Source organism: Actinomyces faecalis (assembly GCF_013184985.2).
Lineage (GTDB): Bacteria > Actinomycetota > Actinomycetes > Actinomycetales > Actinomycetaceae > Actinomyces > Actinomyces faecalis.
Genome location: NZ_CP063418.1, coordinates 1,867,652 through 1,893,437, shown reverse-complemented (window position 1 = coordinate 1,893,437; position 25,786 = coordinate 1,867,652). Strand labels below are relative to the sequence as shown.

At 68.5% G+C, this 25,786-nt stretch carries 29 protein-coding genes and 2 tRNA genes; 16 read left to right on the top strand and 15 right to left on the bottom strand.

What is annotated here, in order from left to right:
- Positions 1-78: 78 nt before the first annotated feature.
- On the bottom strand, positions 79-840 hold the full coding sequence (locus HRL51_RS08180; RefSeq protein ID WP_172191219.1) for a GntR family transcriptional regulator: 762 nt from the start codon (positions 838-840) through the stop codon (positions 79-81).
- 262 nt (positions 841-1,102) lie between these two features.
- Between HRL51_RS08180 and HRL51_RS08175 the strand changes: the two genes are divergently transcribed.
- Positions 1,103-2,449: a PTS transporter subunit EIIC gene (locus HRL51_RS08175; protein WP_172191952.1), complete on the top strand. Its 1,347-nt coding sequence runs from the start codon at positions 1,103-1,105 to the stop codon at positions 2,447-2,449.
- Positions 2,450-2,567: 118 nt separating this feature from the next.
- Here HRL51_RS08175 and pepN read toward each other — a convergent pair whose 3' ends face one another.
- A complete protein-coding gene (gene pepN, locus HRL51_RS08170; protein ID WP_172191217.1) occupies positions 2,568-5,135 on the bottom strand; it encodes an aminopeptidase N in 2,568 nt (855 codons plus the stop codon).
- A 184-nt stretch (positions 5,136-5,319) separates the two neighbouring features.
- Between pepN and HRL51_RS08165 the strand changes: the two genes are divergently transcribed.
- Positions 5,320-6,438: a glycerate kinase family protein gene (locus tag HRL51_RS08165; protein WP_172191215.1), complete on the top strand. Its 1,119-nt coding sequence runs from the start codon at positions 5,320-5,322 to the stop codon at positions 6,436-6,438.
- Positions 6,439-6,454: 16 nt separating this feature from the next.
- On the opposite strand, the gene HRL51_RS08160 is transcribed toward HRL51_RS08165, so the two are convergent.
- Positions 6,455-8,536 (bottom strand): M13 family metallopeptidase, encoded by a 2,082-nt coding sequence (locus tag HRL51_RS08160; RefSeq protein WP_244960140.1) that lies wholly within the window; start codon positions 8,534-8,536, stop codon positions 6,455-6,457.
- An 85-nt stretch (positions 8,537-8,621) separates the two neighbouring features.
- On the opposite strand from HRL51_RS08160, the gene HRL51_RS08155 reads away from it, so the two are divergent.
- From HRL51_RS08155 to HRL51_RS08145, 3 genes are all read left to right on the top strand, one after another.
- Entirely contained in the window at positions 8,622-9,080 is a 459-nt protein-coding gene (locus tag HRL51_RS08155; protein ID WP_172120215.1) for a ribose-5-phosphate isomerase, read from the top strand.
- 165 nt (positions 9,081-9,245) lie between these two features.
- A complete protein-coding gene (locus tag HRL51_RS08150; RefSeq protein ID WP_172191213.1) occupies positions 9,246-10,280 on the top strand; it encodes an Fpg/Nei family DNA glycosylase in 1,035 nt (344 codons plus the stop codon).
- Between the two features lie 65 nt (positions 10,281-10,345).
- On the top strand, positions 10,346-11,650 hold the full coding sequence (locus HRL51_RS08145) for an alpha/beta hydrolase (protein WP_172191211.1): 1,305 nt from the start codon (positions 10,346-10,348) through the stop codon (positions 11,648-11,650).
- A 111-nt stretch (positions 11,651-11,761) separates the two neighbouring features.
- On the opposite strand, the gene epsC is transcribed toward HRL51_RS08145, so the two are convergent.
- The 3 genes from epsC to HRL51_RS08130 form a co-directional block, all read right to left on the bottom strand.
- A complete protein-coding gene (epsC, locus tag HRL51_RS08140; RefSeq protein ID WP_172191209.1) occupies positions 11,762-12,337 on the bottom strand; it encodes a serine O-acetyltransferase EpsC in 576 nt (191 codons plus the stop codon).
- A 140-nt stretch (positions 12,338-12,477) separates the two neighbouring features.
- A complete protein-coding gene (gene cysK / locus HRL51_RS08135; RefSeq protein WP_172120211.1) occupies positions 12,478-13,401 on the bottom strand; it encodes a cysteine synthase A in 924 nt (307 codons plus the stop codon).
- 358 nt (positions 13,402-13,759) lie between these two features.
- Entirely contained in the window at positions 13,760-14,434 is a 675-nt protein-coding gene (locus HRL51_RS08130) for an IMPACT family protein (protein WP_172191207.1), read from the bottom strand.
- 201 nt (positions 14,435-14,635) lie between these two features.
- Between HRL51_RS08130 and rpmF the strand changes: the two genes are divergently transcribed.
- From rpmF to HRL51_RS08110, 4 genes are all read left to right on the top strand, one after another.
- Positions 14,636-14,800 (top strand): 50S ribosomal protein L32, encoded by a 165-nt coding sequence (gene rpmF / locus HRL51_RS08125; protein WP_006548624.1) that lies wholly within the window; start codon positions 14,636-14,638, stop codon positions 14,798-14,800.
- A 45-nt stretch (positions 14,801-14,845) separates the two neighbouring features.
- A tRNA-Gly gene (locus HRL51_RS08120) sits at positions 14,846-14,919 on the top strand.
- A gap of 749 nt (positions 14,920-15,668) precedes the next feature.
- The gene (locus HRL51_RS08115) at positions 15,669-16,691 is read left to right on the top strand and encodes a nitronate monooxygenase (RefSeq protein WP_218957622.1); all 1,023 of its coding nucleotides are present in this window, start codon (positions 15,669-15,671) and stop codon (positions 16,689-16,691) included.
- 23 nt (positions 16,692-16,714) lie between these two features.
- A complete protein-coding gene (locus HRL51_RS08110) occupies positions 16,715-17,497 on the top strand; it encodes an MBL fold metallo-hydrolase (RefSeq protein WP_172191204.1) in 783 nt (260 codons plus the stop codon).
- Here HRL51_RS08110 and HRL51_RS08105 read toward each other — a convergent pair.
- Positions 17,463-17,861, bottom strand: coding sequence for a hypothetical protein (locus tag HRL51_RS08105; RefSeq protein ID WP_172191202.1), 399 nt, complete (start codon positions 17,859-17,861; stop codon positions 17,463-17,465). The genes HRL51_RS08110 and HRL51_RS08105 overlap by 35 nt on opposite strands.
- A 91-nt stretch (positions 17,862-17,952) precedes the next feature.
- Here HRL51_RS08105 and HRL51_RS08100 point away from each other — a divergent pair, with 91 nt between their 5' ends.
- A complete protein-coding gene (locus HRL51_RS08100) occupies positions 17,953-18,081 on the top strand; it encodes an LPXTG cell wall anchor domain-containing protein (RefSeq protein ID WP_172120207.1) in 129 nt (42 codons plus the stop codon).
- Positions 18,082-18,354: 273 nt separating this feature from the next.
- On the opposite strand, the gene HRL51_RS08095 is transcribed toward HRL51_RS08100, so the two are convergent.
- The 4 genes from HRL51_RS08095 to HRL51_RS08080 form a co-directional block, all read right to left on the bottom strand.
- A complete protein-coding gene (locus tag HRL51_RS08095; protein ID WP_172191200.1) occupies positions 18,355-18,546 on the bottom strand; it encodes a hypothetical protein in 192 nt (63 codons plus the stop codon).
- A 277-nt stretch (positions 18,547-18,823) separates the two neighbouring features.
- A complete protein-coding gene (locus HRL51_RS08090) occupies positions 18,824-19,138 on the bottom strand; it encodes a hypothetical protein (RefSeq protein WP_172191198.1) in 315 nt (104 codons plus the stop codon).
- Positions 19,139-19,301: 163 nt separating this feature from the next.
- On the bottom strand, positions 19,302-19,586 hold the full coding sequence (locus HRL51_RS08085; protein ID WP_172120204.1) for a hypothetical protein: 285 nt from the start codon (positions 19,584-19,586) through the stop codon (positions 19,302-19,304).
- A complete protein-coding gene (locus HRL51_RS08080; RefSeq protein ID WP_172191196.1) occupies positions 19,583-20,329 on the bottom strand; it encodes a RelA/SpoT domain-containing protein in 747 nt (248 codons plus the stop codon). The genes HRL51_RS08085 and HRL51_RS08080 overlap by 4 nt, the downstream gene beginning before the upstream one ends.
- Before the next feature lie 101 nt (positions 20,330-20,430).
- On the opposite strand from HRL51_RS08080, the gene HRL51_RS08075 reads away from it, so the two are divergent.
- The 4 genes from HRL51_RS08075 to HRL51_RS08060 are packed head-to-tail and all read left to right on the top strand — an operon-like array spanning position 20,431 to position 21,540.
- Positions 20,431-20,658, top strand: coding sequence for a hypothetical protein (locus HRL51_RS08075; protein ID WP_172191194.1), 228 nt, complete (start codon positions 20,431-20,433; stop codon positions 20,656-20,658).
- Between the two features lie 15 nt (positions 20,659-20,673).
- Complete coding sequence (locus tag HRL51_RS08070) at positions 20,674-20,874, top strand: hypothetical protein (RefSeq protein WP_172191192.1); 201 nt, start codon at positions 20,674-20,676, stop codon at positions 20,872-20,874.
- A 37-nt stretch (positions 20,875-20,911) separates the two neighbouring features.
- A complete protein-coding gene (locus HRL51_RS08065; protein ID WP_244960139.1) occupies positions 20,912-21,163 on the top strand; it encodes a hypothetical protein in 252 nt (83 codons plus the stop codon).
- Between the two features lie 2 nt (positions 21,164-21,165).
- Positions 21,166-21,540, top strand: coding sequence for a helix-turn-helix domain-containing protein (locus tag HRL51_RS08060; RefSeq protein WP_172191190.1), 375 nt, complete (start codon positions 21,166-21,168; stop codon positions 21,538-21,540).
- A 58-nt stretch (positions 21,541-21,598) separates the two neighbouring features.
- On the opposite strand, the gene HRL51_RS08055 is transcribed toward HRL51_RS08060, so the two are convergent.
- The 4 genes from HRL51_RS08055 to HRL51_RS08040 form a co-directional block, all read right to left on the bottom strand.
- Positions 21,599-21,742: a hypothetical protein gene (locus HRL51_RS08055; RefSeq protein WP_172120990.1), complete on the bottom strand. Its 144-nt coding sequence runs from the start codon at positions 21,740-21,742 to the stop codon at positions 21,599-21,601.
- Positions 21,743-21,809: 67 nt separating this feature from the next.
- The gene (locus HRL51_RS08050) at positions 21,810-22,283 is read right to left on the bottom strand and encodes a Panacea domain-containing protein (protein ID WP_218957621.1); all 474 of its coding nucleotides are present in this window, start codon (positions 22,281-22,283) and stop codon (positions 21,810-21,812) included.
- A 137-nt stretch (positions 22,284-22,420) separates the two neighbouring features.
- Positions 22,421-22,735, bottom strand: coding sequence for a tyrosine-type recombinase/integrase (locus HRL51_RS08045; protein ID WP_172191188.1), 315 nt, complete (start codon positions 22,733-22,735; stop codon positions 22,421-22,423).
- A 999-nt stretch (positions 22,736-23,734) separates the two neighbouring features.
- A tRNA-Pro gene (locus HRL51_RS08040) sits at positions 23,735-23,808 on the bottom strand.
- A 170-nt stretch (positions 23,809-23,978) separates the two neighbouring features.
- Here HRL51_RS08040 and HRL51_RS08035 point away from each other — a divergent pair.
- Together HRL51_RS08035 and tig are read left to right on the top strand one after the other, a co-directional pair.
- On the top strand, positions 23,979-24,269 hold the full coding sequence (locus HRL51_RS08035) for an FMN-dependent dehydrogenase (protein ID WP_172191186.1): 291 nt from the start codon (positions 23,979-23,981) through the stop codon (positions 24,267-24,269).
- 127 nt (positions 24,270-24,396) lie between these two features.
- The gene (gene tig, locus HRL51_RS08030) at positions 24,397-25,776 is read left to right on the top strand and encodes a trigger factor (RefSeq protein WP_172120987.1); all 1,380 of its coding nucleotides are present in this window, start codon (positions 24,397-24,399) and stop codon (positions 25,774-25,776) included.
- Positions 25,777-25,786: the final 10 nt, after the last annotated feature.

Below are 25,786 nucleotides of genomic sequence, written 5' to 3'. Positions count from 1 at the left end.
GCTGCTGTGCGCTTGTCCATCCCTGCGCCGGGAAGCGTCGAGGACGGCACCAAGGATAGCCTCGTGGGCGTGTGTGGCTTAACCAGCGTGGTCGGGACGCCGGCGCCTGGGTCCCGGGGCTGCGACCGGCACCCACAGTGTGTATCTGTCAGCCCGGTACAGGGACCTGGAGTAGTCCACCGCCAGGTGCTCGTGGAAGGCCCGGCGTGTGATGTCGAGCGCGGGGGACCGCTCGGGCACGCCCAGCAGGGCCGCCTCCTCGGAGGTGACGGTGTGGCCCTCGATGACGTCCTCGCCCCATTGGGGTGGTGTACCGACCTTGGCCAGCTCGTTGTACACCGAGAACGTCAGGGGGCCGCGGAGCAGGTCAGGGAGGATGGTGGCCGGGATCCAGTTCTCCTCGATCGCCATCGGGGAGGCGTCTGCTGTCAGCAGCCTGCGTAGGTGGTGGACCTGCGCTCCCGGCTCCAGCTCAAGGGCCTTGGCTACCGGGGTGGGGGCGGAGACCGTCTGTGCCGTGAGGAAGACCGCCCCCGGGGTCATGCCGCGCCGCTGCATCTCCTCACGGAAGGAGGTCAGGCGCAGCTGGAGGTCCATCTTGGGCGGGGCCACGAAGGTGCCTTTGCCCTGATGGCGTTCCAGGACGCCGTCGGCCACGAGGGTGTCAACCGCCTGTCGCACCGTCATGCGGGAGACCTTGAAGACCTCGCACAGCTCACGCTCGGAGGGGATCGCGTCCCCGGTACCCAGGCCGTCGGCGATGAGGGTGAGGAGGTACTCGCGCACGGCGACGTGCTTGACTCGCGTCCTTGCGGGGCCCGGGGGAGTGAGTGGAGACATGGGCGGCTCGTGACTCGTGGCGGCGGGGTTGACAAGGTCATTGTGCCCCGTCTCGTCCCGTGTGGGAAAACCTCTGACGCGGTCGGCTCTGCGTCCTGACGGCGACCGGGAGAACGAGGTGCTTGACATCGGCCGGCACGTGGTCTTTGCTGGTATCACTGGTCCAGACCTGTGCGTCGTCGCCCAGCCGGACCATGACTGTCCCTGTGGGCAGCACCCCTGCGGCACCGCCGCCGCTCCCTCCCGAACACTGGAGAACAACGTGTCTGACAAGAAGAAATCGGGTGGCGTCTTCGCCGTCGCCCAGCGACTTGGGCGCTCCCTGATGCTCCCGATCGCCACGCTGCCTGCCGCAGGTCTCCTCCTGCGCCTGGGACAGGCTGACATGCTGGGGGCCGACGGGCTCGCTCAGCACCTGAGCTGGATGCAGCCGGTCGCCGATGTCCTGGGCGCCGCCGGCAACGCTGTCTTCAGCAACCTGCCTCTCATCTTCGCCGTCGGCGTTGCTGTTGGTTTTGCCCGCAAGTCTGACGGATCCACCGGCGTGGCCGGCCTCATCGGCTACCTCGTCTTCTCCGGCGTGCTCGGCGCCCTGGCGCCTTACTGGGGCGCCGGCGGGCAGACGCCTGAGGAGAACACGATCAATTACGGCGTCCTGGGCGGTATCGTCATGGGGATCGTCGCCGCTCTGCTGTGGCAGAAGTACTACCGCACCAAGCTGCCCGACTGGCTGGCCTTCTTCGGCGGGCGCCGCTTCGTCCCGATCGTGACCTCGGCCGCCGCCGTCGTCATCGCCCTCGTCATGGGCCTGATCTACCCGGCCTTCAACTGGCTCATCAACGAGCAGCTGGGTGGCTGGCTCATGAACGCTGGCACCGAGGGCGGTATCGCCGCGGCGCTGGCGGCCTTCGTCTTCGGCACCGCGAACCGTCTGCTCATCCCGTTCGGCCTGCACCACCTGCTCAACTCCATCCCGTGGTTCCAGCTGGGACAGTGCGAGACCGCTGACGGCAGCGTGGCGCACGGTGACCTCACCTGCTTCTTCTCAGGTGTCGACGGCACCAACGCCTGGACGGGCTCGTTCATGACCGGCTTCTTCCCAATCATGATGTTCGCGCTGCCGGCTGCCGCCCTGGCGATCTGGCACACCGCCAAGCCTGCCAAGCGCAAGGCCACCGGTGCCCTCATGGTCTCGGTCGCCCTGACCGCCTTCATCACGGGTATCACCGAGCCCCTGGAGTACGCCTTCGCCTACGTGGCCTTCCCGATCTACGCGGTGCACGCCGTACTCACGGGCACCTCGCTGGCCCTGGTCAACGCCCTGGGCATCAAGGACGGCTTCTCCTTCTCCGCCGGTGCGATCGACTACGTGCTGAACTTCGGCAAGTCGGCCGAGCTGTCCGGTGGCGCGGTGGGCGGCCCGATCCTGCTGGCAGTCATCGGCCTGGTCTACGCCGTCATCTACTACTTCCTCTTCCGTTTCCTCATCATCAAGCTTGGCTTCGCCACGCCGGGTCGCGAGGAGGACGAGACCGACTCCTTCACGGCCGCACAGAAGGCTGCGGCTGAGTCCACTGGCAAGAACGCTGAGGCTGCTCGCAAGGCCTGAGCCGACATCCGCAAGAGACGACGACGGCGCCCCTGACCGCAGTGGTCAGGGGCGCCGTCGCCAGTCGGCCAGCCAGCAGGCGGGACCGGCCCGGGCGCGCGCTCCCGCCTGCCCGCGCTCAGCCCTGCAGCTCGCGCGTCTGGACGGCGGCCACGCGGCGGGTGTCGTCCAGGTTCTCGCTCACGATACGGCGCAAGGCGGCAGGAGCGTCCTCGTGCGAGGTCATCCAGCCCTCCAGCGCCCCCACCGGGTCGGCGCCCTCCAGGCCCACCGTGGACACCGACCACAGGCCGGACAGGAGGTTCTCAGCCATGTGGAAGGTTCGAGAGGCCCAGATGGCGTCCGCCTCGCGCACGTACTCGCTCACGAAGGGCACGAGCAGCTCAGGGTGACGCTCCACGGAGGCGAAGCCCAGCAGCGTCCTGACCTGGGTCTCGTTGGGCATCGAGGAGCTGTCCACCAGCGCACGCCAGGTCGCAGCCTTGGCCTCGGGCACGGGCAGAGTCGCCCGGGCCTGGGCAGCGCGCTCGCGGCCCGTGGTCGTGCGGTCGCGCTGCTCCTCGGCAGCGATCTCCTCCTCACCGGCCCTGCCAGCGGCCACGAGTCCGGTAAGCAGCTCCCAGCGCAGGTCCTGGTCCACGCTCAGACCCTCCAGGGTCTCGGAGCCGTCGAGCCAGGCGGACACGGTCGCGGTCTGCTCGTCAGTGACGGCGTGGGCGGCCACGGCACGCACCAGCTGCAGCTGCTTGTCGCTGTCCGGCTCGGCGGCGCGAGCCAGCTCCAGCAGCGACTGTGCGGCGCCCGGAGCTGCTGCCTTGCGGGCGGCCGGCGGCAGGTAGAAGGACAGGCAGGTCGTGACCCGGGCCAGCAGGCCCTGGACCACCGAGGAGTGGGTCTCGACCTCAAGCGCCTCCAGGGCCGCGGCCAGGAACCGCGAGGCCGGCATCTCGGCGTCGCGCACCATGTCCCATGCCGAGGCGAGCACGATCGAGCGAGGCAGGGAGTCAGTGAAGGAGGCGATGCCAGCCAGGCCGGCCTGCAGCGAGGCGTCGTCCAGACGCACCTTGGCATAGGTGAGGTCGTCGTCGTTGAGGACGAGCACGTCAGCGCGAGCTGTCCCCACAAGCTCGGGAACCTCGGTGCGGGCACCGTCCACGTCCAGCTCGACCCGGCCGGTACGGGTCAGCACCCCGTCGACCAGGTCGTAGCTGCCGATCGCCACACGGTGGGGGCGCAGGCTCGCCGGAGAGCCCTGCGGGATCTCCTGGAGGACGGCGGCGGAGGTGATGACGCCGTCGGCGTCGGTGACCAGCTCCGTGCGCAGGGTGGTGACCCCGGCCTCCTGGAGCCAGACCCTCGTCCACGCACCCAGGTCGCGTCCGGAGGTCTTCTCCAGCTCGGCCAGCAGGTCAGCCAGCGTGGCGTTGGCGTAGGCGTGGGAGGCGAGGTAGGAGGCGATGCCCTTGAAGAAGGACTCGCGGCCCACGTAGGCCACCAGCGCCGTGAGCACCGAGGCGCCCTTGGCGTAGGTGATGCCGTCGAAGTTGACCTCGACGTCGTGCAGGTCCTTGATCTCGGCTGCGATGGGGTGGGTGGAGGAGAGCTGGTCCTGGTTGTAGGCCCAGGTCTTCTCCAGCGCCTGGAAGGTGGTCCAGGCGTCGGTGAAGCGGGTGGTCTCGGCGGTGGCCAGGGTCGAGGTGTACTCGGCGAAGGACTCGTTGAGCCACAGGTCGTTCCACCAGGTCATCGTCACCATGTCCCCGAACCACATATGGGCCAGCTCATGGAGGATGGTGACGGCGCGGCGCTCCACGCGAGCCTCGACGGGCCGGGAGCGGAAGATGTAGTCGTCGCGGTGGGTCACGCACCCGGCGTTCTCCATGGCACCGGCGTTGAACTCGGGCACGAAGACCTGGTCGTACTTGGTGAAGGCGTAGGGGGTGGCGAACAGCTCCTCGTAGAAGGCGAAGCCCCGCTTGGTGATGTCCAGGATCTCCTCGGAGTCCATGTGCTCGGCCAGCGAGGCGCGGCAGTAGGTGCCCAGCGGGATCTCGCGGCCGTCAACGCTGGTGTAGGAGCTGGTCACGCCCTGGTAGGGACCTGCCACGATCGCGGTGATGTAGGAGCTGATGCGCTCGGTAGGAGCGAAGGAGAAGACCTGGGAACCGTCCTTCTCGCCGGCGACGGGCTCCGGGGTGGGCGAGTTGGAGAAGACCGTCCACCCTGCCGGGGCGGTGACGGTGAAGGTGAAGGAGGCCTTGAGGTCAGGCTGCTCGAAGACGGCGAAGACGCGACGTGAGTCCGGCACCTCGAACTGGGAGTAGAGGTAGGTCTCGCCGTCGGCCGGGTCGGTGAAGCGGTGCAGGCCCTCGCCGGTGTGCATGTAGGCGCAGTCCGCGACGACGGTCAGCTCGTTGTCGTCCTGGAGATCGTCTAGGGCGACGCGCGAGTCTACGTAGGCCTCGGCCGGGTCCAGGTCCTTGCCGTTGAGGACGATCGAGTGGACGGTGGGGGCGATGAGGTCGATGAAGGTAGCGGCACCCGGCGTCGCGCTGAAGCGCACGGTGGTGGCGGAGCGGAAGGTCTCCTCGCCGCGGGTCAGGTCCAGGGCGATGTCGTAGCTGGCGACGGTGAGGAGCTCGGCGCGCTTGGCCGCCTCCTCGCGGGTCAGGTTCTGACCGGGCATGGGGTCTCCTTCGTCTGGGTCGGCTGGCGGTGCACGGCTCGCGACCGACGCGTCCCGCCGCAGGCGGGCCCGACGGCGGAGCGGCACCGCCTGCCATCCTCTCACCGCCTGGTGCGTGACCCAAGGCGCACAGCGTCCGGGCCTCGGCTAGCCTCGGTGGGAGCGGACAGCGGGAGGAGCAGTCATGAGAGTCGTGGCAGCACCGGACTCGTTCAAGGAGTCGATGACCGCGCGCCAGGCGGCACTGGCGATGGAGCGGGGAGTGCACACGGCGCTGCCACGGGCGCAGGTCTGCTGCGTCCCGATGTCCGACGGTGGTGAGGGCTTTGTCGACGCGGTCACCTCTGCCTGGGGAGCCAGGACGGTCGAGGCCAGCTCGACCGACGCCCTGGGACGCCCGGTCCGGGCGCGCTACGGCCTGGCCGGGGAGCGCGCGGTGATGGACGTGGCCAGCTGTGCCGGGCTTGAGCTCGTGGCGCCGGACGACCGGGACGTCATGGCATCGACGACCGCCGGGCTCGGGCTCCTGGTCCGTGACGCTCTGTCCCGCGGCGTGCGACGCATCCTCCTGGGGATCGGCGGCTCCGCCACCAATGACTGCGGGATGGGCATGCTGACGGCGCTGGGAGCGCGGTTGCTGGACTCACAGGGGCGGGAGGTGGCTCCCGCCTGCCCCTCGCTGCTGGGCGCGGTGGACAGCAGCGACCTGTCCGGGCTGGACCCGGCGCTCGCGGGTACTCAGATCGAGGCGGCCTGCGACGTGACCAACCCGTTGACCGGTCCGTGCGGAGCCACGGCTGTCTTCGGACCGCAGAAGGGTGTGCGTGAGGCGCAGGTCGCTGAGCTGGACGCCGTGCTGGGGCACCTGGCCGAGGTCACCGGGCAGCAGCAGGTTGCCCGGGAGGCCGGGGCAGGCGCGGCGGGTGGTCTAGGCTTCGCGCTGCGAGCGTTTCTGGGGGCGCGCCTGGTGCCGGGGACCGAGCTCGTGGCTCGCGCCGTCGGCCTGGAGGAGGCGGTACGCGGCGCGGACCTCGTCCTTACCGGCGAGGGCTCGGTGGACGCGCAGACGGCTGCGGGCAAGACCCCGGCGGGAGTGGCGCAGGTGGCACGTGCCGCCGGCGTGCCGTGCGTGGTCTTCGCAGGCAGGATCCGTCCAGGGGCCGGCGCCCTGGAGGAGATGGGGGCGCGTCTGGTACCGATCGTGGACGAGACGGTCGCGGTGGAGCAGGCGCTGAGAGAGGGGCCGGAGAACCTCGCGCGGGCCGTGGCGCGGTACCTGGAGGCGCTCAGGGCTGACAGGTAGGAGGCAACGCCGTGGCTCACCAGATGCTCACCCGCTCCTCGGGCGCCAGCCACAGGCCGTCACCCGGGGCCACGTCGAAGGCCTCGTAGAAGGCATCGACGTTGCGCACGATCCCGTTGCAGCGGAACTCCGCAGGTGAGTGGGGGTCGATCGTCAGCAGCAGCTCGGCCTGCTCGTCCCGGTTCTTGCCCCTCCAGATCCGGGCCCAGGAGTAGAAGAAGCGCTCCAGCGCGCTGAGCCCGTCGATGACAGGCGCCTGGGCCACCGAGCTGACACCCTCGCGAGCCAGCGCCAGGCGGTAGGCCTTGAGCGCGATCCCCAGCCCGCCCAGGTCCCCGATGTTCTCCCCGATGGTCAGTGCGCCGTTGACGTGCGGCACCTCGGTCAGCGGGGTGCCTTCACGCTCGGCCCTGGCCATGAGCGAGGCGGGCTGGAAGGCGTCGTACTGGGCGATGAGTGCCTTGGTGCGCTCGGTGAAGGCCTTGCGGTCCTCGTCGGTCCACCAGTCTACGACCTTGCCGGTGCCGTCGAAGGTTGAGCCCTGGTCGTCGAAGCCGTGCCCGATCTCGTGACCGATCACCGCGCCGATGCCGGCGTAGTTGACGGCGGCGTCAGCCTGAGGGTCGAAGAAGGGCGGCTGGAGGATGGCAGCCGGGAAGACGATCTCGTTCATCGTCGGGTTGTAGTAGGCGTTGACCGTCTGCGGGGTCATGTGCCACTCGTCGCGGTCCACCGGCTCGGCGAGCTTGCGCAGCGCGCGGGCGAGGTCGAAGGCCTCGACGCTGCGCACGCTCGCCAGCAGGTCCCCAGGCGTGATGACGACGGCGGAGTAGTCGCGCCAGGTGGTCGGGTAACCGATCTTCGGGGTGAACTGGGCCAGCTTGTCCAGCGCCCGCTCGCGCGTGGCTGGGCCCATCCACTCCAGCGACGAGATGGACTGGCGGTAGGCCTCGATGAGGTCTGCGACCAGGGTCTCCATCGCCTCCTTGTGCGAGGGCGGGAAGTGGCGCTCGACGTAGATCTCGCCCAGTGCCTCTCCCAGGCACGCCTCCACCAGGCCCACGCCACGCTTCCACCGCGGGCGCAGCTCGTCGACACCCTGCAGGCGCTGGGAGTAGAAGGCGAAGTTCTCGTTGACGAAGTCGGAGGACAGGAGCGTCGCCCGGCCGTGGACCAGGTGCCACGCCGCCCACAGCCTGAGGTCTTCCAGGTCCGTGGAGCGCCACACGCTGGCGGCGTGGGCGAGGTAGTCAGGCTGCTCGACGATCGTGTGAACGAGGAAGTCACCCGCCTCGGCGCCCGCTGCGGCGGCGGCCGACTCGATACCCTCGCGCCAGGAGCCCCACGGGAAGCCTGGACCGGCGGCAACGATCTCCTCCCAGCTACGGGGGTTGTTCATCTTCTCGATGTCACGGCAGGCCACCCGGTCCCAGTGGCCCTTGGCCAGGGCGGTCTCCACGGACATGACACGTTCCGCCGCCTGGGAGGCGGTTGCGTCGTCGGACGCGACCCCGGCCAGGCGCAGCATCGTGGCAACGTGCGAGACGTAGGCCTGGCGGACCTCGGCCTGGGCGTCCTCGCGGTAGTAGGACTCGTCGGGCAGTCCGATACCGGCCTGGCCGACCCAGGTGGTGTAGCGCTCGGGGTCGTTGAGGTCGTTCTCCACGTCCACACCGACCACGCCGGTGAAGCCTGTGGCGATCATGGCGCCGAGCAGCCGAGCCAGGGCCTCCTTGGTAGGGGCAGCCAGGACCGGGGAGAGCTCAGCCTGAAGGGGCTGGGCGCCGAGGGAGTCGATGTGCTCGGCGTCCATGAAGGCGGCGTACAGGCCAGCGATCTTGCCGGACGGCGTCGAAAGGTCGGGCTGGGAGGCAGCCAGCTCCTCCAGGATCGTGTGGCAGGCCTCCTCAGAGGCGTCACGGAGGTCGTAGAAGGAGCCGGCGCTGGGGCGGTCCGCCGGGATCGGGGCGGTGGACAGCCATGTTCCGTTGACGTGGCGGAAGAGGTCGTCCTGGACCCGGACGCTGGTGTCAGCGGCAGCGGTGTCCAGCACTCCGGCCAGGACAGGGGCGGCGTGAGTCGCTGTGGTCTCAGTCATGGTGACAACCTAGTGGCCGTCGTCGGATGTTCCGGATCGCGTCCACGGTCGGCGTGCGCTGTTCGCGTGAGGCACAATTGCGGCCATGCGTATTCACATCGGAACGGACCATGCTGGATTCGAGCTCAAGGGCGTGCTCGTCAGCCACCTTACCGAGCAGGGCCACGAGGTCGTGGACCACGGCTGCTACGTCTACGACCGTCTCGATGACTACCCGGAGTTCTGCTTCGCCGCCGCCGAGGCGGTAGTGGCCGACCCCGGCTCGCTCGGCATCGTGCTGGGAGGCTCGGGCAACGGTGAGCAGATCGCGGCCAACAAGGTGGACGGCGTGCGCGCGGCGCTGGTCTGGAACGTCGAGACCGCCAGGCTCGCCCGTCAGCACAACGACGCCAACGTTGCTGGTCTCGGCGCCCGTCAGCACTCGACCGAGGAGGCGATCGAGATCCTCGACGCCTTCGTGGCTGAGCCCTTCTCCGGCGAGGAGCGCCACCAGGGACGCATCGACCAGGTCCTGGACTACGAGCGCGCCCACCACCAGGCCTGAGAGCGCGCCCACCACCAGGCCTGAGAGCAATGACGTCGGAGACTGACGGCGAGAACGTGGTGTTGCGTGCGGGACCGGTAGCCTCGTCACGTGCAGACGCCGGTCCCGCACGCACAACCACGTGTCTGATGAGCAACGGTGACTCAGTGGGCTACGGTCTGTCCCATGCCTGAAGGACACACGATCCACCGGCTCGCCGCTGCCCTCAGCGAGCTCTTCGGAGGCCGGCGCCTGCACGTGTCCTCCCCGCAGGGGCGCTTTGCCGCTGGCGCTGAGAGCCTGGACGGCCAGGTGCTGCTGGGAGCCGAGGCCCACGGCAAGCACCTCTTCGTGGCCTTCGCTCCCGAGGCCGATGTCCCCTTCCGGCTGCCAGGAGGGGCCTGCACGGTTGGGGAGGCGGATGACGACGCCTCTGCCCCGGTGACCTGGCTGCGCGTCCACCTAGGGCTGTACGGCTCGTGGACCTTCGACGGTGACTCCACCTTTACCGCGCCCCACGCCATCGGGGCACCCCGCCGGCGAGTGGGTGAGCGTGGTGAGCACGCCCTGGCTCACGGCGGCGGCTCAGCCCTGTCGGGCCTGTCTGGTGGGGACGACGCCGCAGGCCTGTCTCCGGCTCCCTCGCCTGGTCAGTGGCGGGCGCCTGGGCCCCGCGGCGCGGTGCGCCTGCGGCTAGAGAGCGAGCACGGAGTGGCCGACCTGACCGGACCGGCGGCCTGCGAGGTCCTGGACGCCTCTGGGGTGGTTGCCGTGCGCCGTCGTCTCGGCCCCGATCCACTGAGGCCCGACGGCGACGCGCGGGTCTTTGTGGATGCCGTGCGCCGTCGTCGTAAGGCGGTCGGCGAGCTGCTGATGGACCAGTCAGTGATCTCCGGAGTCGGCAACATCTACCGTGCGGAGACGCTGCTGCGAGGCGGGGTCAGTCCCTTCGTGGCCGGCAACCGGGTGAGTGAGAAGCGACTGCGAGGACTGTGGGAGGACCTGGTCCCGCTCATGGAGTACGGCGTGGCCACGGGCTTCATCACCACCGTCGATCCCGAGGACGTGCCTGAGCCGGTCCCGGCGGGGGACGAGGAAGCGGCACGCTGGTACGTCTACCACCGAACCGGGCGGCCCTGCCTGCGCTGCGGGACGCCGGTCAGTGAGAAGGAGGTGGCTGGGCGGCGCCTGTTCTGGTGCCCCGGGTGCCAGCGGCGCTGACGCCCGCAAGGACATGGACGACCAGACGTCGGTGGCCACGGGCCGCCACTGGGTAGCGTGGCCCTGTGAGTGCTTCGACCCGCCTGCGCACCAGCCCGTGGACCACCTCGGTCGCAGGGCTGTTCTCCCGCGACCTGCACCTGCGGGTGCCCCTGGACCGTTCGGGAGACTCCGACACTCTTCCTGACGGATCGAGGCAGATCACGGTCTACGCCCGTGAGGTCGCCCGGCGCCAGGCCGGGGACTGCGCCCCGAGTGACCTGCCGGCGCTCGTCTTCCTCCAAGGCGGGCCGGGCTGCGAGTCGCCGCGTCCAGCCGGCGACGGCGGAGCCGGCTGGTTGGGTGCGGTGCTGGAGCACTACCGTGTCATCCTGCTCGACCAGCGCGGTACGGGGGCCTCCACGCCGATCGACCATCCCGACGCCGGGGGAGACGCCCAGGGCACAGCACGCCTGCTCACGCACTTCCGTGCCGACGAGATCGTTGAGGACTGTGAGGACCTGCGCCGCGAGCTGGGGATCGAGCGCTGGAGCCTGCTGGGGCAGTCCTTCGGTGGCTTCTGCACGATCCGCTACGCCAGTGCTCACCCCGACAGCCTGGAGACCATCTACCTCACCGGCGGCCTGCCGGCTGTGGGACGCTCGATCGACGAGGTCTACTCCCTGACCTACGAGGCCATGCAGGCCAAGTCCGAGGAGCACTACCGGCGTTACCCCGGTGACCGGGAGACGATGGCCCGCCTGGCCGAGCTGGCCGGGCGCGGCGGGCTGATGACGTCGAATGGTGAGCCGGTGGGGCCGGAGCGCCTGCGCTCGCTGGGATCGCTGCTGGGCGCCAGCGGTGGTACAGATACCCTGCACTACCTGCTGGAGCGTGATCCGTCCAGCTGGGCCTTCCGCTACGACCTTGGCCAGCTACTGGCTTTCGGCGGGCGCTTCCCGCTGTACGCGGTGATCCACGAGTCCTGCTGGGCCGACGGCGGCGTCACCGACTGGGCCGCGGCACGCGTGCGGCCGGCGGCCTTTGACCAGGACCCCACGCTGCTGACCGGGGAGCACGTCCGTCCGGAGCTCTTCAGCGAGGACGCGACGCTGCGCCCGTGGCGTGAGGTGGCCGAGCTCGTGGCGCAGCAGGAGTGGCCGGGGCTCTACGACCCGTCACGCCTGGCTGCCGGTGGGGTGCGTGGAGCCGCGGCAGTGTACGCGAGGGACGTGTACGTGCCCATGGAGACCTCCCTGGCCACGGCGGCCCTCATGCCTGGCTTGCGCACGTGGGTGACCAGCGAGTACGAGCACAACGGCTCGCGCGCCAGCGGGGGAGAGGTCTTCCGCCGCCTGCGTGACCTGGCCAGCGGCGTCGTCGTGCGCTGACCTGCCCGCCCCCCGATGGACAACCTTTTCGTTAGTCGGACAACCGAAACACAGGGTTTTAGGTTGTCCGACTAACGAAAAGGTTGTCCATCGGCAGCAGAGGGAGCGTTATCAGATGTAGATCGTCGGATCGAGCATGAGCTCGGGGTCGGTACGCGGGTCGCGCACGCGTGCTGGCACGCCAACTCCCACGTGATCTGCTGGCAGGTTCTTCACCAGCACGGCGTTCGCCCCGATCTTGGCGCCGTCCTCGACCGTGACGGGCCCGAGGACCTTGGCGCCGGCCCCGATCTGGACGTTGTTGCCGATCGTGGGGTGCCTCTTGCCGGGGTTCGTCGAGACCCCGCCCAGGGTTACGCCGTGGTACATGAGGACGTCGTCGCCCACCTGCGCGGTCTCCCCAATGACCACGCCCATGCCGTGGTCGATGAAGAAGCGCTGGCCGATGGTGGCACCGGGGTGGATCTCGATGCCGGTGAGGTTGCGGGCGGTCTGGGAGATCGCCCGTGCGGCGAAGGCATGCCCCGATCCCCACAGGTGGTGAGCCAGGCGGTAGGCCCACACCGCGTGCACACCTGGGTAGAGCAGAGCGACCTCAAGGCTGGAGCGTGCCGCAGGGTCCTGGCGGCGTGCGGCGGCCAGGTCCTCCTTGGCCGTACGGAGCAGGGAGCGGTGGGTTGATCGCATGGGTAGTCCTGGTGGTGAAAGAAGCGGGTCACTAGGCGAACGCCGACGGCGGCTCCCCTGTTCCCAGGGGGAGCCGCCGTCGGCTCACGGGATTGGTTCAGGGACACTCACCCGCAGGGACCGCGCCTTGGGCGTGGTGCTCAGTTGAGGTAGTCGGCGTACAGGGGCGTCGACAGGTAGCGCTCGCCGGTGTCAGGAAGCACCGTGACGATGGTCTTGCCCTCCAGCTCCGGGCGCTGGGAGAGCAGGTCCGCGGCTGCCAGGGCGGCGCCGGAGGAGACCCCGACCAGCAGGCCCTCCTCCCTCGCGGCGCGACGGGCATAGGTCAGGGCGTCCTCGGAGGTGATGTGGAGCAGCTCGTCCCAGATGTCCTGGTCCAGGATCTCGGGGACCACGTTCGGGCCCAGCCCCTGGATCTTGTGCGGGGCCGCGTGGCCCTCGCTCAGCAGCGGGGACTCGGCGGGCTCAACGCCGTAGACCTTGATGCCGGGAACCTTGTCGCGCAGGACCGTGCCCACGCCGGTCAGTGTCCCGCCGGTACCGATGCCTGCGACGAAGGCGTCGAGGCTGCCGGCCTGCTCCAGGATCTCCAGCGCGGTGGTCTCGCGGTGGACCTTGGGATTGGCCGGGTTGGTGAACTGGGAGGCGAGGATGGAGTTCTCGGTGGCTGCCTGGATCTCTTGCGCCTTCTTGACGGCTCCGGCCACCCCGCCCTCAGAGGTGAGGACCAGCTCGGCGCCGAAGGCGCGCATGATGGCGCGCCGCTCCTTGCTCATGGTCTCGGGCATGGTGATGACGACGTGGTAGCCGAGCGCCGCACCGACCATCGCCAGGCCGACACCGGTGTTGCCGCTGGTGGCCTCGACGATCGTGCCGCCGGGCTTGAGGGCGCCGGACTCCTCCGCAGCGCGCACGATTGACAGGGCGATGCGGTCCTTGACTGAGCTGGCGGGCTCGAAGGCCTCGACCTTGGCCAGGACGGTGGCAGGGCCGGAGACGACGCGGTTGATCTTGACCAGGGGGGTGCCGCCGACGGCCTCGGTGATGTTGGACAGGTAGGTCATGGTTTCTTCCTTGTGAGAACCCCGGGTACTGATGTCCCGGAGGAGGTGTCAGTCAGAGGTGCAGGTAGGGGTACGCAGCGGAGGACGCTGCTGGTACAGGTGCGGGCAGGTGCCCTGAGCGCCGGGCAGGTACGCGGGAGCGCGCACCCAAGCTCGTGGCCTGGCGCCCTACCGACACTGGCAGCAGGAGAGGGACATCGCACACATGATGCTGATGGTCATCATGTGGGGTCCTCCTCTCCTGGGTGGCGGCTCGGTGTGGGGCCGCGCCTGACTGGTTGAGGAGACAATAGTCCCTGCGGCGGGCAGGACGTCAAGACGTCCGCATGGTGACCTGCGACGATCGAGACGCCAGGACTCAGACGGGCAGCTCGACGACGGCGCTGCCGGCCGGCTCGGGAACCGCCTCACCCTGGGTGAGGGAGGCGAGCAGATCTGCAAGGGAGGCAGGGTCGGGTGAGTCCGTGGCCAGCAGGACGACAGCGTGGGTCGGCCCCCAGATCGTCTCCTCGACACTGAGGTCTGGGTGGGCACGCAGATCCGCCTCCAGGCGGCCGGCGTCAGTGACGGGAACGCGTACGTCCCACAGGTAGCGGGTGACGAGCCGGACCCGTGAGGCCGCGGTCAGGCCCTGGGCGGCGGCGTCGGAGTAGGCGCGCACGAGCCCGCCGGTCCCCAGCAGGGTGCCGCCGAAGTAGCGGGTCACGACGACGGTGGTGTTGGTGAGCCCCGTTCCTCGCAGCACCTCCAGGATGGGCTGCCCGGCAGTGCCGGAGGGCTCGCCGTCGTCTGACGAGCGTTCGACGGGCAGCGCGCCGGGGACCGAGACGATGAAGGCTGAGCAGTGGTGCCGGGCGGTAGGGTGCGCCGCGCGCACCGAGGCGATGAAGGCCCGTGCCTCCTCCTCGGAGTCGGTGCGTGCGGCGCGGGCGAGGAAGTGAGAGCGCTTGACCTCCAGGTCGGTCTCGGGGTGAGGTTGGCGTGCCAGTGTCAGGACCGGGGAAGGGATGGAGGGGGAGGAGGCGCAAGACATGGCGTGATCCTCCCAGATGCGTGTGCTGCGCGTGTGGACGGCTTCCGCGCAGGACAGGGCCTGGTCCCAGAGCAAGGGACTGATCTCACACGCCGAAGCAGGGTAGCGGGGTGGAAGGTTCTCTGCGGAAGTCGTTATGGTGTCCCCCGGTCCAGTTTTCGATGGATCGTGCGATCCCCAGACTTTGGAAGGAGCGGGCTCATGGCAGTGCCGAAGCGGAAGATGTCCCGCAGCAACACCCGCAACCGCCGCTCGCAGTGGAAGGCTGAGCTCACCGAGCTCAACACCATCCGCGTCGCGGGCCGCGAGATCACCGTGCCCCGCCGCCTGGCGAAGGCCTACAAGACCGGCCTCCTGGAGCACTGAGCTCTGAGGGTTGAGCCTTGACCTGGACCGCTCCGCGGTTCTCAGGCGAGTGTAGTTCAATGGTAGAACGGCAGCCTTCCAAGCTGCACACGCGGGTTCGATTCCCGTCACTCGCTCCATGACTTTCCGTTGAAACGGCGCCGATTCCTCAGCCGAGGGGACGGCGCCGTCTCGCTGGAAACGTGCACGCGTGACCAATCGTGACCAATGGAGTCGCCGGGCGCTGCGGGAGAGGACCCCCATGCCAGCCCGCGCCACCCGCTTGGCCTTCGGCACCGTCACCGGCCTGCCATTGGGCCGCTTCCGCGTGCGGTACACCGGCCCCGACGGGGCCAAGCGGTCGGCCTTGGGCACTGCCTCTGTACGAGAACCTCGACCACTGAGCTGCGGCGCGCACCCACACCGTCGTGTCGCTCCACCACCACGCTGCCGTGTTGCTCCGTGCCACACAGTCGTTGCGCTAGCCCGCCGTCGTTTTCGCTCCTGAACACTCGATTCCGTTGCGGCGCGCATGGGAATCGACTGTTCAGGAGCGAAAACGACGTGCCAAGGGCCTGGCTTCGTACCTGCGGGACGTGTGATCGCGTCTGTGGTGTGGGATCGAGTCTGACGCGCTCGATCCCACACCACAGACGCGTCTTCACCATTGGCAGGCGTGATCTGGTGGCCGGGAGGGGTGGTATCGGGGCAGGGCTCTGGCGACATTGCTGCGACGGAGTGTACGGGCGGACCGCTTGGCCAGCTGAGCGGCCTACTGTGCCGCTGGGTATTCCCGCCAGGGGGTAGCGGACTGACAGGCACTTCCCTTCGGACGCGACACTTTTCTATCCTGACGGGCGGATCCTGTCTATCGTTTCTAGGAGACATCATGGCGTCCACCCCGCTGCTGGCCTCCTCGCTTCCCCTTGCTGCCGCGCCGATGGCAGGAGGCCCTTCCACCGTGGCGCTAGCCGGTGCGGTTGCCAGGGCAGGTGCCTTCCCCTTCTTGGCGGGTGGCTATCGGCCTGTTGAGGTGCTGGCTGAGCAGATCAGTCAGGCCCGCCAGCTGGGCGCTGACTTTGGCGTCAACCTCTTCGTACCCTCGCGCACACCGGTCGACGGCGCCGCGCTCCAGGCCTACGCGCGTGAGCTGGCCCCGGAGGCGCAGGCTTACGACCTGGACCTGAGGGTCCAGCCTGGCCATGATGACGATAGCTGGCAGGCCAAGCTCGACCTGTTAGTGAGTGACCCGGTGCCGGTGGTCTCTTTCACCTTCGGACTTCCGGAGGACGACGTCGTCCGCCGCCTGCGCGCGGTCGGTACCACAGTGCTGGTGACCGTGACGACGGCGCAGGAAGCCGTAGCCGCTGCCGAGGCTGGCGTGGATGGGCTGGTGGTCCAGGGGCCGCGGGCTGGTGGTCACAGCGCCACCTTCGACCCTTCTCGGACGATCGGTGGCCAGGCCACGGCGGAAGTGGTTCAGGAGGTACGCGGGGCGACCACGTTGCCCGTCATCGGTACCGGTGGAGTGAGCGGCGGCGAGGACGTCCGGGCGATTCTGGCTGCCGGAGCGCAGATGGTCGCTGTCGGCACGCTGCTGCTGCGCACCGACGAGGCGGGGACCCCTGAGACGTATCGCCGTGCCCTGGCGGACCCGGCCTTCACGCGCACGATCGTGACACGCGCGTTCAGCGGGCGGCCGGCACGCTCCTTGTGCAACGGATTTGCACAGCGGCATCCTCACGCTCCCAGCGCCTATCCGGCGGTCAACCGTCTGACGCTGCCCCTGCGCAGGGCAGCAGCCAGGGCGGGCGACATGCAGCGGATCTCGCTGTGGGCGGGCACCGGATGGCGTGGCGCCCGCCACGAGAGTGCGGGCGACGCCGTCGCCAGACTTGCCACTGTCCTATGAGCGAGACGGAAGGATACGCAGTCATGAATACTTCTGGGTCAGCCGTGTCGAACGGCCGTTACGTCGTCGTCGGTGGGCCGACGGTCGTCTTTGACTTCGGCGGGCTTCGCTTCATCTCTGACCCCACCTTTGACCCTCCGACCGACTACGGGATGCTGCGCAAGACCGAAGGACCTGCGGTGAGCCCCGAGGCACTGGGGCACCTCGATATCGCGCTGATAAGCCATGATGACCACAAGGACAACCTTGACCACCGAGGACGTCAGGTGGCGCTAGAGGCCGGGGCGGTCATCTCGACGCATCCCGCAGCGCGGCGGATGGGCGGCGTGGCGCGGGGCTTGTCCGCGGGGGAGAGCCTCACCCTCGGTGAGCTCACGATCCACGCCGTCGAGGCTGTTCACGGTCCGGCGGACGGCGAACGAGATTCACGGGGCTTCGTCAACTGTGAGGTCATCGGCTTTGTGCTCCAGGCTCACGCGACACAGATGTTCCTCAGCGGCGACACCACCTCGCTGGAGGCAGTGAGAGCGGTGGTCGAGCGCTTTGGCCCGATGGACTATGCGGTGCTCCATGCGGGCCGTGCGAGCGTCCCCGCCAAGTTCGCCGGCCGTCCCTTGTCCATGACGGCTGGCCAGGCGGCGACGGCGGCGCGAGTGCTGTCGGCCCAGCGCGTCATCGTGGCGCACCAGACGCAGTGGGCGCACTTCACGCAAGGTCCTGCGCACACACGGGAGGCATTTGAGACCGCCGGCCTGGGATCTGTCCTTGCGCCTAGCGAGCCCGGCGTGTGGGGGAGCCTGATCTAGATGCGGTGCCGTCGGTGAGTGGGAGCTGCTCCCAGACTATCTCCAGGCCGTCCGCCGCCCGCACCGCCTGGTAGAGCCGGTCCGCTGCGTCCTGCAGGGCGTCGGCCAGGTCCTCGCCCCCAGCGGTGAGGTCGAGGACAGCGACGTCGCTGCTGTGGTGCGGCTGGGGATACACGGCCCACCCGCCGGCGCCGGCGACGCCGTGGACGTCCTGTGGCAGGGCCTGGCAGAAGGCCTGGCTCAGCTCCTGGGCGTGGGGGTGGTGCAACGTGGCGCGAAGAGTGGCTACCGGGTCATGGACCGAGGGGTCCCACAACCAGTCGTAGTCCACGGTCCATGGCTGTGGGGTGGATCTCGGGGTCATGAGGTGATGGTGAGGGGGACGGTTGGAAAGGGTCATAAGTTTACGCCCTGCGACATGCGGCACGCCGTCGGCCCCTGCCACGCTGACGCCGGTGCCGGAGAAGGTCAAGGGCCTGGCCAGGACCGGTGCGCAGGCTGCGCCTGCTGTCCTGGCCGGGGCCGCGCTCCTGGCCTCGGGCGGTATCGCGCTTGCTGCGCGTCGTCTGCGTGACCGGCGCTGAGCAGCCTGAACGTTGCTGACTGAGGCTGCCCCCCCCCGCAGGAGGACGGCAGCCTCACCTCGTCTAGCCCCGATCTGAGGCCGCAGCCCGGCGCACCCGGTAGCGCGTGCGGACAGAGTTCTGGTTGCGGGCAACCTTGAGGAGCTCCAGCTTCAGCGGCCTGGTGAACAGCGGCCGTCCGGGACCGAGCGCGGCCGGTGCGTACTGGATCCAGGCCTCGTCGAGCAGACCCGTCTCGGTGACCTGGGACGTCAGGTCGCGACCGCCCGTGACCTAGAGGTCCTTGCTTGCGGCGGAGGCGACGACGTGAGCGTCACGGGTGAGCGTGTCCAGAAACGCGTCGCTCACCTCGCGAGCACGTGGATGGCGCAGGGCGGCACGAAAGGCCGCGAGCAGATCATGGGCTGAGCCGTCCCACAGCCGGTCGTGGTCCAGGCCCAGGGGGTGGGGAGGCGTCCGCGTCATAGCAGCTCCACGTGTGCAGCGACAGAAGTCGTTGGAGTCCCGACGCCTCCTCGGTCGGGGTAGCGGGATTTGAACCCACGATCTCCTGCGCCCAAAGCAGGCGCGATGATCCCGAGTTTTCCCAATGGCTAGGCCAGTGCCTCTCGTGCGCTCATGGCGAGTGTATGCCATCTCGTATGCCATTTTTCCGAAGTTCGTCCTTTCAAAGTGGGGGAGAGGCTTGGCATGATAAAAGCGCCTCCACCGGTTGTGTGGCTGGTGGGGGCGCTTTTCGAGTTCAGACAGTGTCAGCAGCGGCGGACGCCACCACATGCAGGCGCTCGTCGTGGTCGCGGCGGGCGTCCGACAGGTCCTGGCGCGTGGCTCCCAGGTCGCGGTGCAGCGCGGCCAGGTCCTGGCAGGAGTCGGTCAGGTCACGCAGCATCACCGACTGGGGTGACTCTATCCGTGTGATCGCATCCTTGATGGAGGAGCCGTGGTTGTGTTCGACCTGTGCGCGCACGGCGGTGACGTCCTCGGCCAGGACGGCGTACCTTGCGTCCCTGCGTCGCAGGGTGGCCAGGGCGCCGAGCAGGGCGGCCAGCCCGGCCATACCGCCCGTATCCTCGCCACCTAAGACCTCGCAGCCCACGAGGTTGGCGACAGCGTGGACGACGACAACGCCAACGTCTAACCCTTGGCACAAGAGAGGCGCCCCGCCACCCATTATCGGGTGGCGGGGCGCCTCTCTGTTCCGCTAACGAAGCGGCCGGGCGTCAGGAGCCGACGGCGTCAAGAAGCCCCTTCAGCAGCGGCTCGGTAATGAGGTCCTCGCGGGAGTCCGCGAAGTAGTTCGCGTGCGTCTGACGGATCGTGTCGAACGAGTCCGCACCGACAAGGACGATCTCGATACCCTTGTCGTCCTTGTACTGCCTCTCAAGCGACGTATAGGCCTCGACAGCAGCCTTGCTGTTGCTTCCGAACGGGATCTCCTCGCGCAGATCGCCTCGACGGTGGTCGTAGACGAGGATGAAGTGCACGAGATTGCTGCCGCTTGTCATGACATCCCCCTCAAGTACTCAGTGAAGGCCTTCTGGGCGGCCTCCAGTCGGCCAATCATATCCGCAGGAGGGGCCTGGTGGTTCTCCGCGGCCGCCATGACCTCTGATGTCACACTGAACACGTCAAGCACCTCAGCCGGGCCGATTCCACGCTTGAGGTCGAACTCGTGTGTCCGGAATTGCTCCGTCAATCGAGCGTTCATGTCCTCGATGGAGATGGCCCACTGGTGCATCACTCTCGTGCGCAGCTGGATCTCGACCGGCCTCGCCGGGTAGTTCCCGTCAGCACTTCCGTACTCGACGACGACGTGCACCCCTCGGTAGCCAGACGGCTTGGGGTGCGTGATGTAGTCGGAGACGTCAAGGACTGGACGGTTCTTCTCCAAGCGCTTCCGCACCCGGTAGATCTCGTCCATGTCGTCAAGCACGGCCCGGCACCCCGCGAGATCCTGCATCCTGGACAGGGCGAGCGTTGGCTGAGTGAGTAGCTTGCTGGTCAGGGACCCCCACCTCTTGAGGCGCTGGGACACCTCGGGGCTGCGACAGTCCACCGTTCGCACGATAGACCTCAGCCCCGTGCTCGCGGCATTCATGGGCTTCTGGTGGCTGGCGCGAAACACGTCAATCACGTCCAGGTCCGCCTGAATGGTCGACTGGTCTAGCTCCTGGCCCTCAAGCCAACGGCGCACGCGTCTCCCCGCCTTGTTGATCCGTGATGGAGACGGCAGATCCCATGTGCTCACCTTCGTCTCCTCCGGGCTTAGCCGACCTGCACCCAGGATAGGTGAAGGGCCGGTTGACGTGCCCGGATTCGTAACGGTGGTGGCCGCTAGCGTCGCGTGCCGTGACCAGACCGACCCTCACCAGCGCCCTGGACGCCGCCGAGGCGGCGGGCCTGTTCGTCACCTGGGTGCCGATGGCCCACCCGCAGCGCGGCGCGTTCTTCCTGCCGACCAGGACGATCTACCTGCGTGAGGACATGGCGGACGCCGTCGCCCTGCCCACCCTCCTGCACGAGATGGAGCACGCCCGGCGAGGTGACGACGGACACCAGGCCCAGGCGGTGGAGTAGGCCATAGACAGGTGCGTGGCCCGCACGCTCATCACGGAGGAGGACTACGCCCGTGCCGAGGCCCTCACCGGCGGGCGGGGGAGCGGTGCTATCGCCGCCGAGATGGGGCTGCCCAGGTGGGTGGTGTCCGCCTGGCGGGCCGAGCTGAGACGGGTGCGCCTGGCGTCCCTGAACCACGCAGAGCGCGGCTACCTGCGCGAGCGCCTGGAGGAGTAGGCCGAGCGCGCGGAGGACGAGCAGTGAGCCGACCCAAATGGTCTACCCCCCCCTTGACAAGTTGCGTCTAGGGGGGTGGATTACTTGTTCTGAAGCGCAGGGACCTGGAGAAGGCCCCCGGAGGATCGCCAAGGAGCACGGCCTGGCTCTCACCCTCAAGGAGGGCGGGAACCACGCCGTCGCCACCGTCGGCACATGGCGAGAGCCGCTCCCGCGCCACCGCGAGATCGCCGAGAAGCTCGCCCGCAAGATCATCAGGCGCTGCCAGGAAGCCCAGGAGGAGAGCTAACGATGGACACCATCAACGCCACCGTCACCCAGGACGGCAGGTGGTGGGTCGCCGACTTCACCGTCGACGGCCACGAGTACGGCACCCAGGCGCGCCGTCTCGGGGACGTCGCCGCCCAGGTAGCCGACGCCGCCGCCCTCATGACCGACCGCGACCCGTCCGACTACACCGTCACGATCACCGCCGCAGACCCACGGTGGGCCGCTCTCATCGATGACTACCAGCGCGCCGCAGCCGACCTGGCCCGCGCACAGGACGCGGCTAGGGACGCCTCGCGTGCCGCTGTCACGGCCCTGCGGGCGCAAGGTCTCACAGGCCGGGACGTCGCCGCCCTCATGGGCATCTCGCCGCAGCGCGTCTCCCAGCTGGTCGCTTAGACCCAGGCAGGTGAGACAGCAGCCCCCGCACCATCACGGTGCGGGGCCTCTCCTGTAGTCAGTTCCTGCCGGTTGAGCGCCCGAAGACGAAACCGAGGGCGGTAGTCACGATCACCTTCAAGGTGTCCATCGCGCTACCGAGCAGCGAACCGTCACGCGGCCAGAAGTGCTGACAAAGCGCCATGATGAAGATGACGAGCACGCACCAGCCGATCAGAGGTCGTCGTCGCCAGTGATCCTGGGGACCGGCTTCTCTCCTGCCGCAGGGGTCATCGGAGCCCTAGCGGGGCCAGATAGGTCGTGTCGTCGATCATGTCCTGGTGGTCGAGGACGTCCCTGTCCGCCTGGTACGCCTTGAACCATGCAGACCCTCGGGCGTGGGTGATCTCAGACAGCTGTACGGCCGTCTTCTGCTTGGCAGCCTCCCACACCTCGTCCAGGCAGTCACGAAGGTTGCTGTCGGACTCCCCGTCGATGATGAGGGCCTTCCCGGAGGCGTCACGCGCGAACTTCTTGACGCCCTTCCTGGCGAAGGGGCGGAACTCGTCGTACACGGTGTAGGAGACGGGGCCGAACCTCCAGGTCTGGAAGCGCTCAGCGAGCAGGGGGCGTCCGGTTCGCTTGGCGTACTCGCTGGCTACGAAGTAGAGGATCTTCTGCAGCTTCATCGGCGTGATGTACTGCCGCTCCTGGAAGGCTCGCATCAGGGCGTTGTTGGCGACCATCGTAGGGCTGTAGGCCATGACGTCCTCCTCCCACGCACGCGCCTTACCGGGCACTTCCAGGGTGCGACAAGTGTCAAGGCGGGTTCTCGCCCAGGTATTCCTGTCGGTGGCTGTCACTAGCGTCGCGAGCCGCCTACCGGGCTGAGACGGGTGCGCTAGCCCTCGATCCGCAGCAGCCCCGCCACACCCTCCAACGCCCTCCTGGCCTGGTCGACGTCAGCGTGCTGGTAGCGGCGGGTCGACGCGATCGACGAGTGCCCCATGATCGAGACGATCACCGGGGCAGGCACGTCCAGCGCCATCAGCAGCGTCGCGGTGGAGTGACGCGCCTCGTGCACCACGTAGTAGACCCAGGGGCTGTCCAGCGTGCCCCTGCCGCCCTTGTGGACCCCGGCGGCGTCCTGCAGCCCACGGAAGGCGGCCCGGTCGTCGCTCTTGGAGTACGGCGCCCCCGACGGGCGAGGCCACACCAGCCCGTGGGGGGGGGGAGGGTAGGGCGCACCTGCCTCCACTCCGACAGGGCGTCAACCATGACGGGGACGAGCGGGATGTCGCGCTCTCCCGCCTCAGACTTGGGCGGCCCCCACCAGTAGCCGCCAGACACCCGCTCGTAGCCGAGCCCCGAGGCGCGAGGGTCGTCGTTCCTGCCGAGCTCGACCATCTGCCTGTCGACCCGCACCAGGCCACGGTCCAGGTCGACCCGGTCCCAGGTCAGCCCCAGGCCCTCGCCCTGACGCATGCCCTGCAGGATGGCGGCGAGCCAGCGCGAGCGGTGGACCTCCGCGCCACGGTGGTGCTGGCGCCTGATCTCGCGGGCGGCACGCCCGCTCACCCCCTCCGGCACGACAGGGTCCGTCCACTGGTCCCGCACCGCTGCGGCGTCCAGGAGGCGGCCGCAGTCGACCGGCGCGATCGCGTCCCGGTCCGAGCCGCCCTTCCTCGGCAGGGGCGCGGCCATGACGGGCGCTGGACGGCGTAGCCCTCGACGACGGCGGCCCTCTCGAGGGCGCGCAGGTCCTGGACGGTGAGGTTGGACAGGCGACGGTTGCCGATGGTGGGGATGACCTACCGGTCGATCAGGCTGACGTCCGAGGTGTAGGTGCGTGGGCGCGCGGGCCTTGTAGTCGGGCTTCCAGGTCTTCTCGATCCAGGTCCGCACCGTCGTGCGGGGGTCGACCGACAGTGCGCGGCCCGCGCTGACGTCGCGCTTGAGGTTGCGCAGGCGGCGCTTGCACTCCGCCTCGGTCGTGGCCGTGACCTAGCGTCGCCGGCGCTTGCCGTTGGGGTACCAGCCGTCCTCGACGCTGGCCGCTCAGCGTCCGTCGCCCCTGCGGTAGGGGCGGGTTCCGTCTCCGTATGCCACGTCTGCTCCGTGTATGCCATTTCGTATGCCATTCGGAGCGTACTGAGGAGCACTGACGAAAATTCGTGCGTCAGAGGAAACGTTGGAATTCCAACGTTTCCAGAGGTCGGGGTAGCGGGATTTGAACCCACGATCTCCTGCTCCCAAAGCAGGCGCGCTACCAAGCTGCGCTATACCCCGTGACTCAACCGCCCTGGGGCGGAGGAGCAACGGTAGTGTACCTGAGGTGAGGCGGCCGCCCAATCTGGTGGTCGAGCCCCTCATCCTGAGAGCCGTTCTTAGGTCCGGGTGTGCTGCACAGGCGCGTGCCCCGTCTTGGGACAGGAGACTTCCCACCGTACCGTGTGCCCATGCCCTCTTACCGCACGATCCTGACTATCGGTGCCCTCGCCGTCGGCCGCGGCCCGCTTGACGTCGAGCGGGCCGCACGGCGGGCCGTTGAGGCCAGCACGACCCTGGAGTCCTTCCAGGTTGACGTCGTGCGCGGCGAGCCGCGCGTGACGATCCGCTTCACCGGGGCCGACGACGGCGAGGCCCGTTCGGTCCACGAGCGCACCACGGCTGCGGTCAGGCAGGTCGCGAACGCTCCCCGGGCGGTGCTTGCTCAGGTGGTTTCCGGCCGCAGCGTCCCTGTGGCGTAGTCATGTGCCAAGCCTCATTTGGGGTCAGAGCCCATCTGTACCTTAAGATGACACAGATTGACGCCACCGGCGTCCGCCGGGAGGAACGTCCGTCCTGGCGTACCGCTAGCACCTACCCGGAGCACCCGTGAAGAGCACTGTCGAGAACCTTGACCCCGCGCGCATCAAGCTGACCGTGGAGGTCCCCTACGAGGAGCTCAAGCCCAGCCTCGACGACGCCTACAAGCAGATCGGTTCTCAGATCCAGGTCCCCGGCTTCCGTCGCGGCCACGTCCCCAACCGCGTCATCGACCAGCGCGTGGGCCGTGGCTCGGTCATCCAGGAGGCCGTCAACAACAAGCTGAGCGACTTCTACCGTGAGGCGATGACCGAGGCTGGTCGCGTCCCCATGCTCCAGCCTGAGATTGAGATCACCGAGCTCCCCAACGTCACTGGTGAGCAGGGCGGCCAGCTGGTCTTCACCGCTGAGGTCACTGTCCGTCCCGAGATCGAGCTCCCGGACCTGGGCGAGCTGGAGGTCACCGTCGACTCCGTCGAGGTCACTGACGAGGACGTGGACACCGAGCTGGACAACCTGCGTGCCCGTTTCGGTTCGCTGAAGTCTGTCAAGCGCAAGGCGAAGACCGGTGACTTCGTCACCATCGACCTCAAGGCCGTCATTGACGACGAGGAGGTCGACTCCGCCTCCGGCGTGTCCTACGAGATCGGCAAGGGCAACATGCTCAAGGGTCTGGACACCGCCCTGCGTGGCCTGAAGACCGGCGAGTCCGCCACCTTCACCACCACGCTGGCCGGCGGCCCCCACGAGGGCGAGGAGGCCGAGGTCACCGTCACCGCTGAGGCCGTCAAGCAGCGCGAGCTGCCCGAGGCTGATGACGACTTCGCCCAGATGGCCTCCGAGTTCGACACCATTGAGGAGCTGCGTGAGGACCTGCGTCAGCAGGCCAGCGAGCGCAAGGCTGGAGACCAGGCTGTGGCTGCCCGTGACGCCCTGCTGGAGCAGCTGCGTGAGAAGATCGAGTTCGACCTGCCTGAGGGTCTGGTGGACAACGAGATCGCCCAGCACTTGCAGGCTGAGGGCAAGGCCGCTGACGACCCGCACGCTGAGGAGATCCGTGAGGACATCACTACCGGCGTGCGTGACCAGATCATCCTGGACGTCCTGGCTGAGAGCCTTGAGGTGGGCGTGACCCAGGACGAGCTCATTGAGTTCCTCATCCAGACTGCCCAGCAGTACGGTATGGAGCCCGGCCAGTTCATGCAGGGTGCCCAGCAGGCTGGCCAGATCCCGGCCTTCGTCTCCGAGATCGCTCGCAACAAGTCCCTGGCCATGGGGCTGCGACAGGTCACGGTCAAGGACTCAGACGGCAAGGACGTGGACCTGACTGAGTTCATTGGCTCTGACGAGCTTGACGCCCAGAACCTGGTGGACCAGGTGTCTGAGGCCGCTGCCGAGGGTGAGGACAAGCCTGAGGAGGCCAAGGCGGAGGAGACCGAGGAGGCCTGAGCCTCATCCG

What these genes read in the sequence shown, in the direction of transcription:
- HRL51_RS08180 (WP_172191219.1), bottom strand. Translation starts at nt 840, where the DNA reads ATGTCTCCACTCACTCCCCCGGGCCCCGCAAGGACGCGAGTCAAGCAC.
- pepN (WP_172191217.1), bottom strand. Translation starts at nt 5,135, where the DNA reads ATGCCCGGTCAGAACCTGACCCGCGAGGAGGCGGCCAAGCGCGCCGAG.
- HRL51_RS08165 (WP_172191215.1), top strand. Translation starts at nt 5,320, where the DNA reads ATGAGAGTCGTGGCAGCACCGGACTCGTTCAAGGAGTCGATGACCGCG.
- HRL51_RS08160 (WP_244960140.1), bottom strand. Translation starts at nt 8,536, where the DNA reads ATGACTGAGACCACAGCGACTCACGCCGCCCCTGTCCTGGCCGGAGTG.
- HRL51_RS08155 (WP_172120215.1), top strand. Translation starts at nt 8,622, where the DNA reads ATGCGTATTCACATCGGAACGGACCATGCTGGATTCGAGCTCAAGGGC.
- HRL51_RS08150 (WP_172191213.1), top strand. Translation starts at nt 9,246, where the DNA reads ATGCCTGAAGGACACACGATCCACCGGCTCGCCGCTGCCCTCAGCGAG.
- epsC (WP_172191209.1), bottom strand. Translation starts at nt 12,337, where the DNA reads ATGCGATCAACCCACCGCTCCCTGCTCCGTACGGCCAAGGAGGACCTG.
- cysK (WP_172120211.1), bottom strand. Translation starts at nt 13,401, where the DNA reads ATGACCTACCTGTCCAACATCACCGAGGCCGTCGGCGGCACCCCCCTG.
- HRL51_RS08130 (WP_172191207.1), bottom strand. Translation starts at nt 14,434, where the DNA reads ATGTCTTGCGCCTCCTCCCCCTCCATCCCTTCCCCGGTCCTGACACTG.
- rpmF (WP_006548624.1), top strand. Translation starts at nt 14,636, where the DNA reads ATGGCAGTGCCGAAGCGGAAGATGTCCCGCAGCAACACCCGCAACCGC.
- HRL51_RS08115 (WP_218957622.1), top strand. Translation starts at nt 15,669, where the DNA reads ATGGCGTCCACCCCGCTGCTGGCCTCCTCGCTTCCCCTTGCTGCCGCG.
- HRL51_RS08110 (WP_172191204.1), top strand. Translation starts at nt 16,715, where the DNA reads ATGAATACTTCTGGGTCAGCCGTGTCGAACGGCCGTTACGTCGTCGTC.
- HRL51_RS08105 (WP_172191202.1), bottom strand. Translation starts at nt 17,861, where the DNA reads ATGACCCCGAGATCCACCCCACAGCCATGGACCGTGGACTACGACTGG.
- HRL51_RS08095 (WP_172191200.1), bottom strand. Translation starts at nt 18,546, where the DNA reads ATGACGCGGACGCCTCCCCACCCCCTGGGCCTGGACCACGACCGGCTG.
- HRL51_RS08090 (WP_172191198.1), bottom strand. Translation starts at nt 19,138, where the DNA reads ATGGCCGGGCTGGCCGCCCTGCTCGGCGCCCTGGCCACCCTGCGACGC.
- HRL51_RS08085 (WP_172120204.1), bottom strand. Translation starts at nt 19,586, where the DNA reads ATGACAAGCGGCAGCAATCTCGTGCACTTCATCCTCGTCTACGACCAC.
- HRL51_RS08065 (WP_244960139.1), top strand. Translation starts at nt 20,912, where the DNA reads ATGGTCTACCCCCCCCTTGACAAGTTGCGTCTAGGGGGGTGGATTACT.
- HRL51_RS08060 (WP_172191190.1), top strand. Translation starts at nt 21,166, where the DNA reads ATGGACACCATCAACGCCACCGTCACCCAGGACGGCAGGTGGTGGGTC.
- HRL51_RS08050 (WP_218957621.1), bottom strand. Translation starts at nt 22,283, where the DNA reads ATGGCCTACAGCCCTACGATGGTCGCCAACAACGCCCTGATGCGAGCC.
- HRL51_RS08035 (WP_172191186.1), top strand. Translation starts at nt 23,979, where the DNA reads ATGCCCTCTTACCGCACGATCCTGACTATCGGTGCCCTCGCCGTCGGC.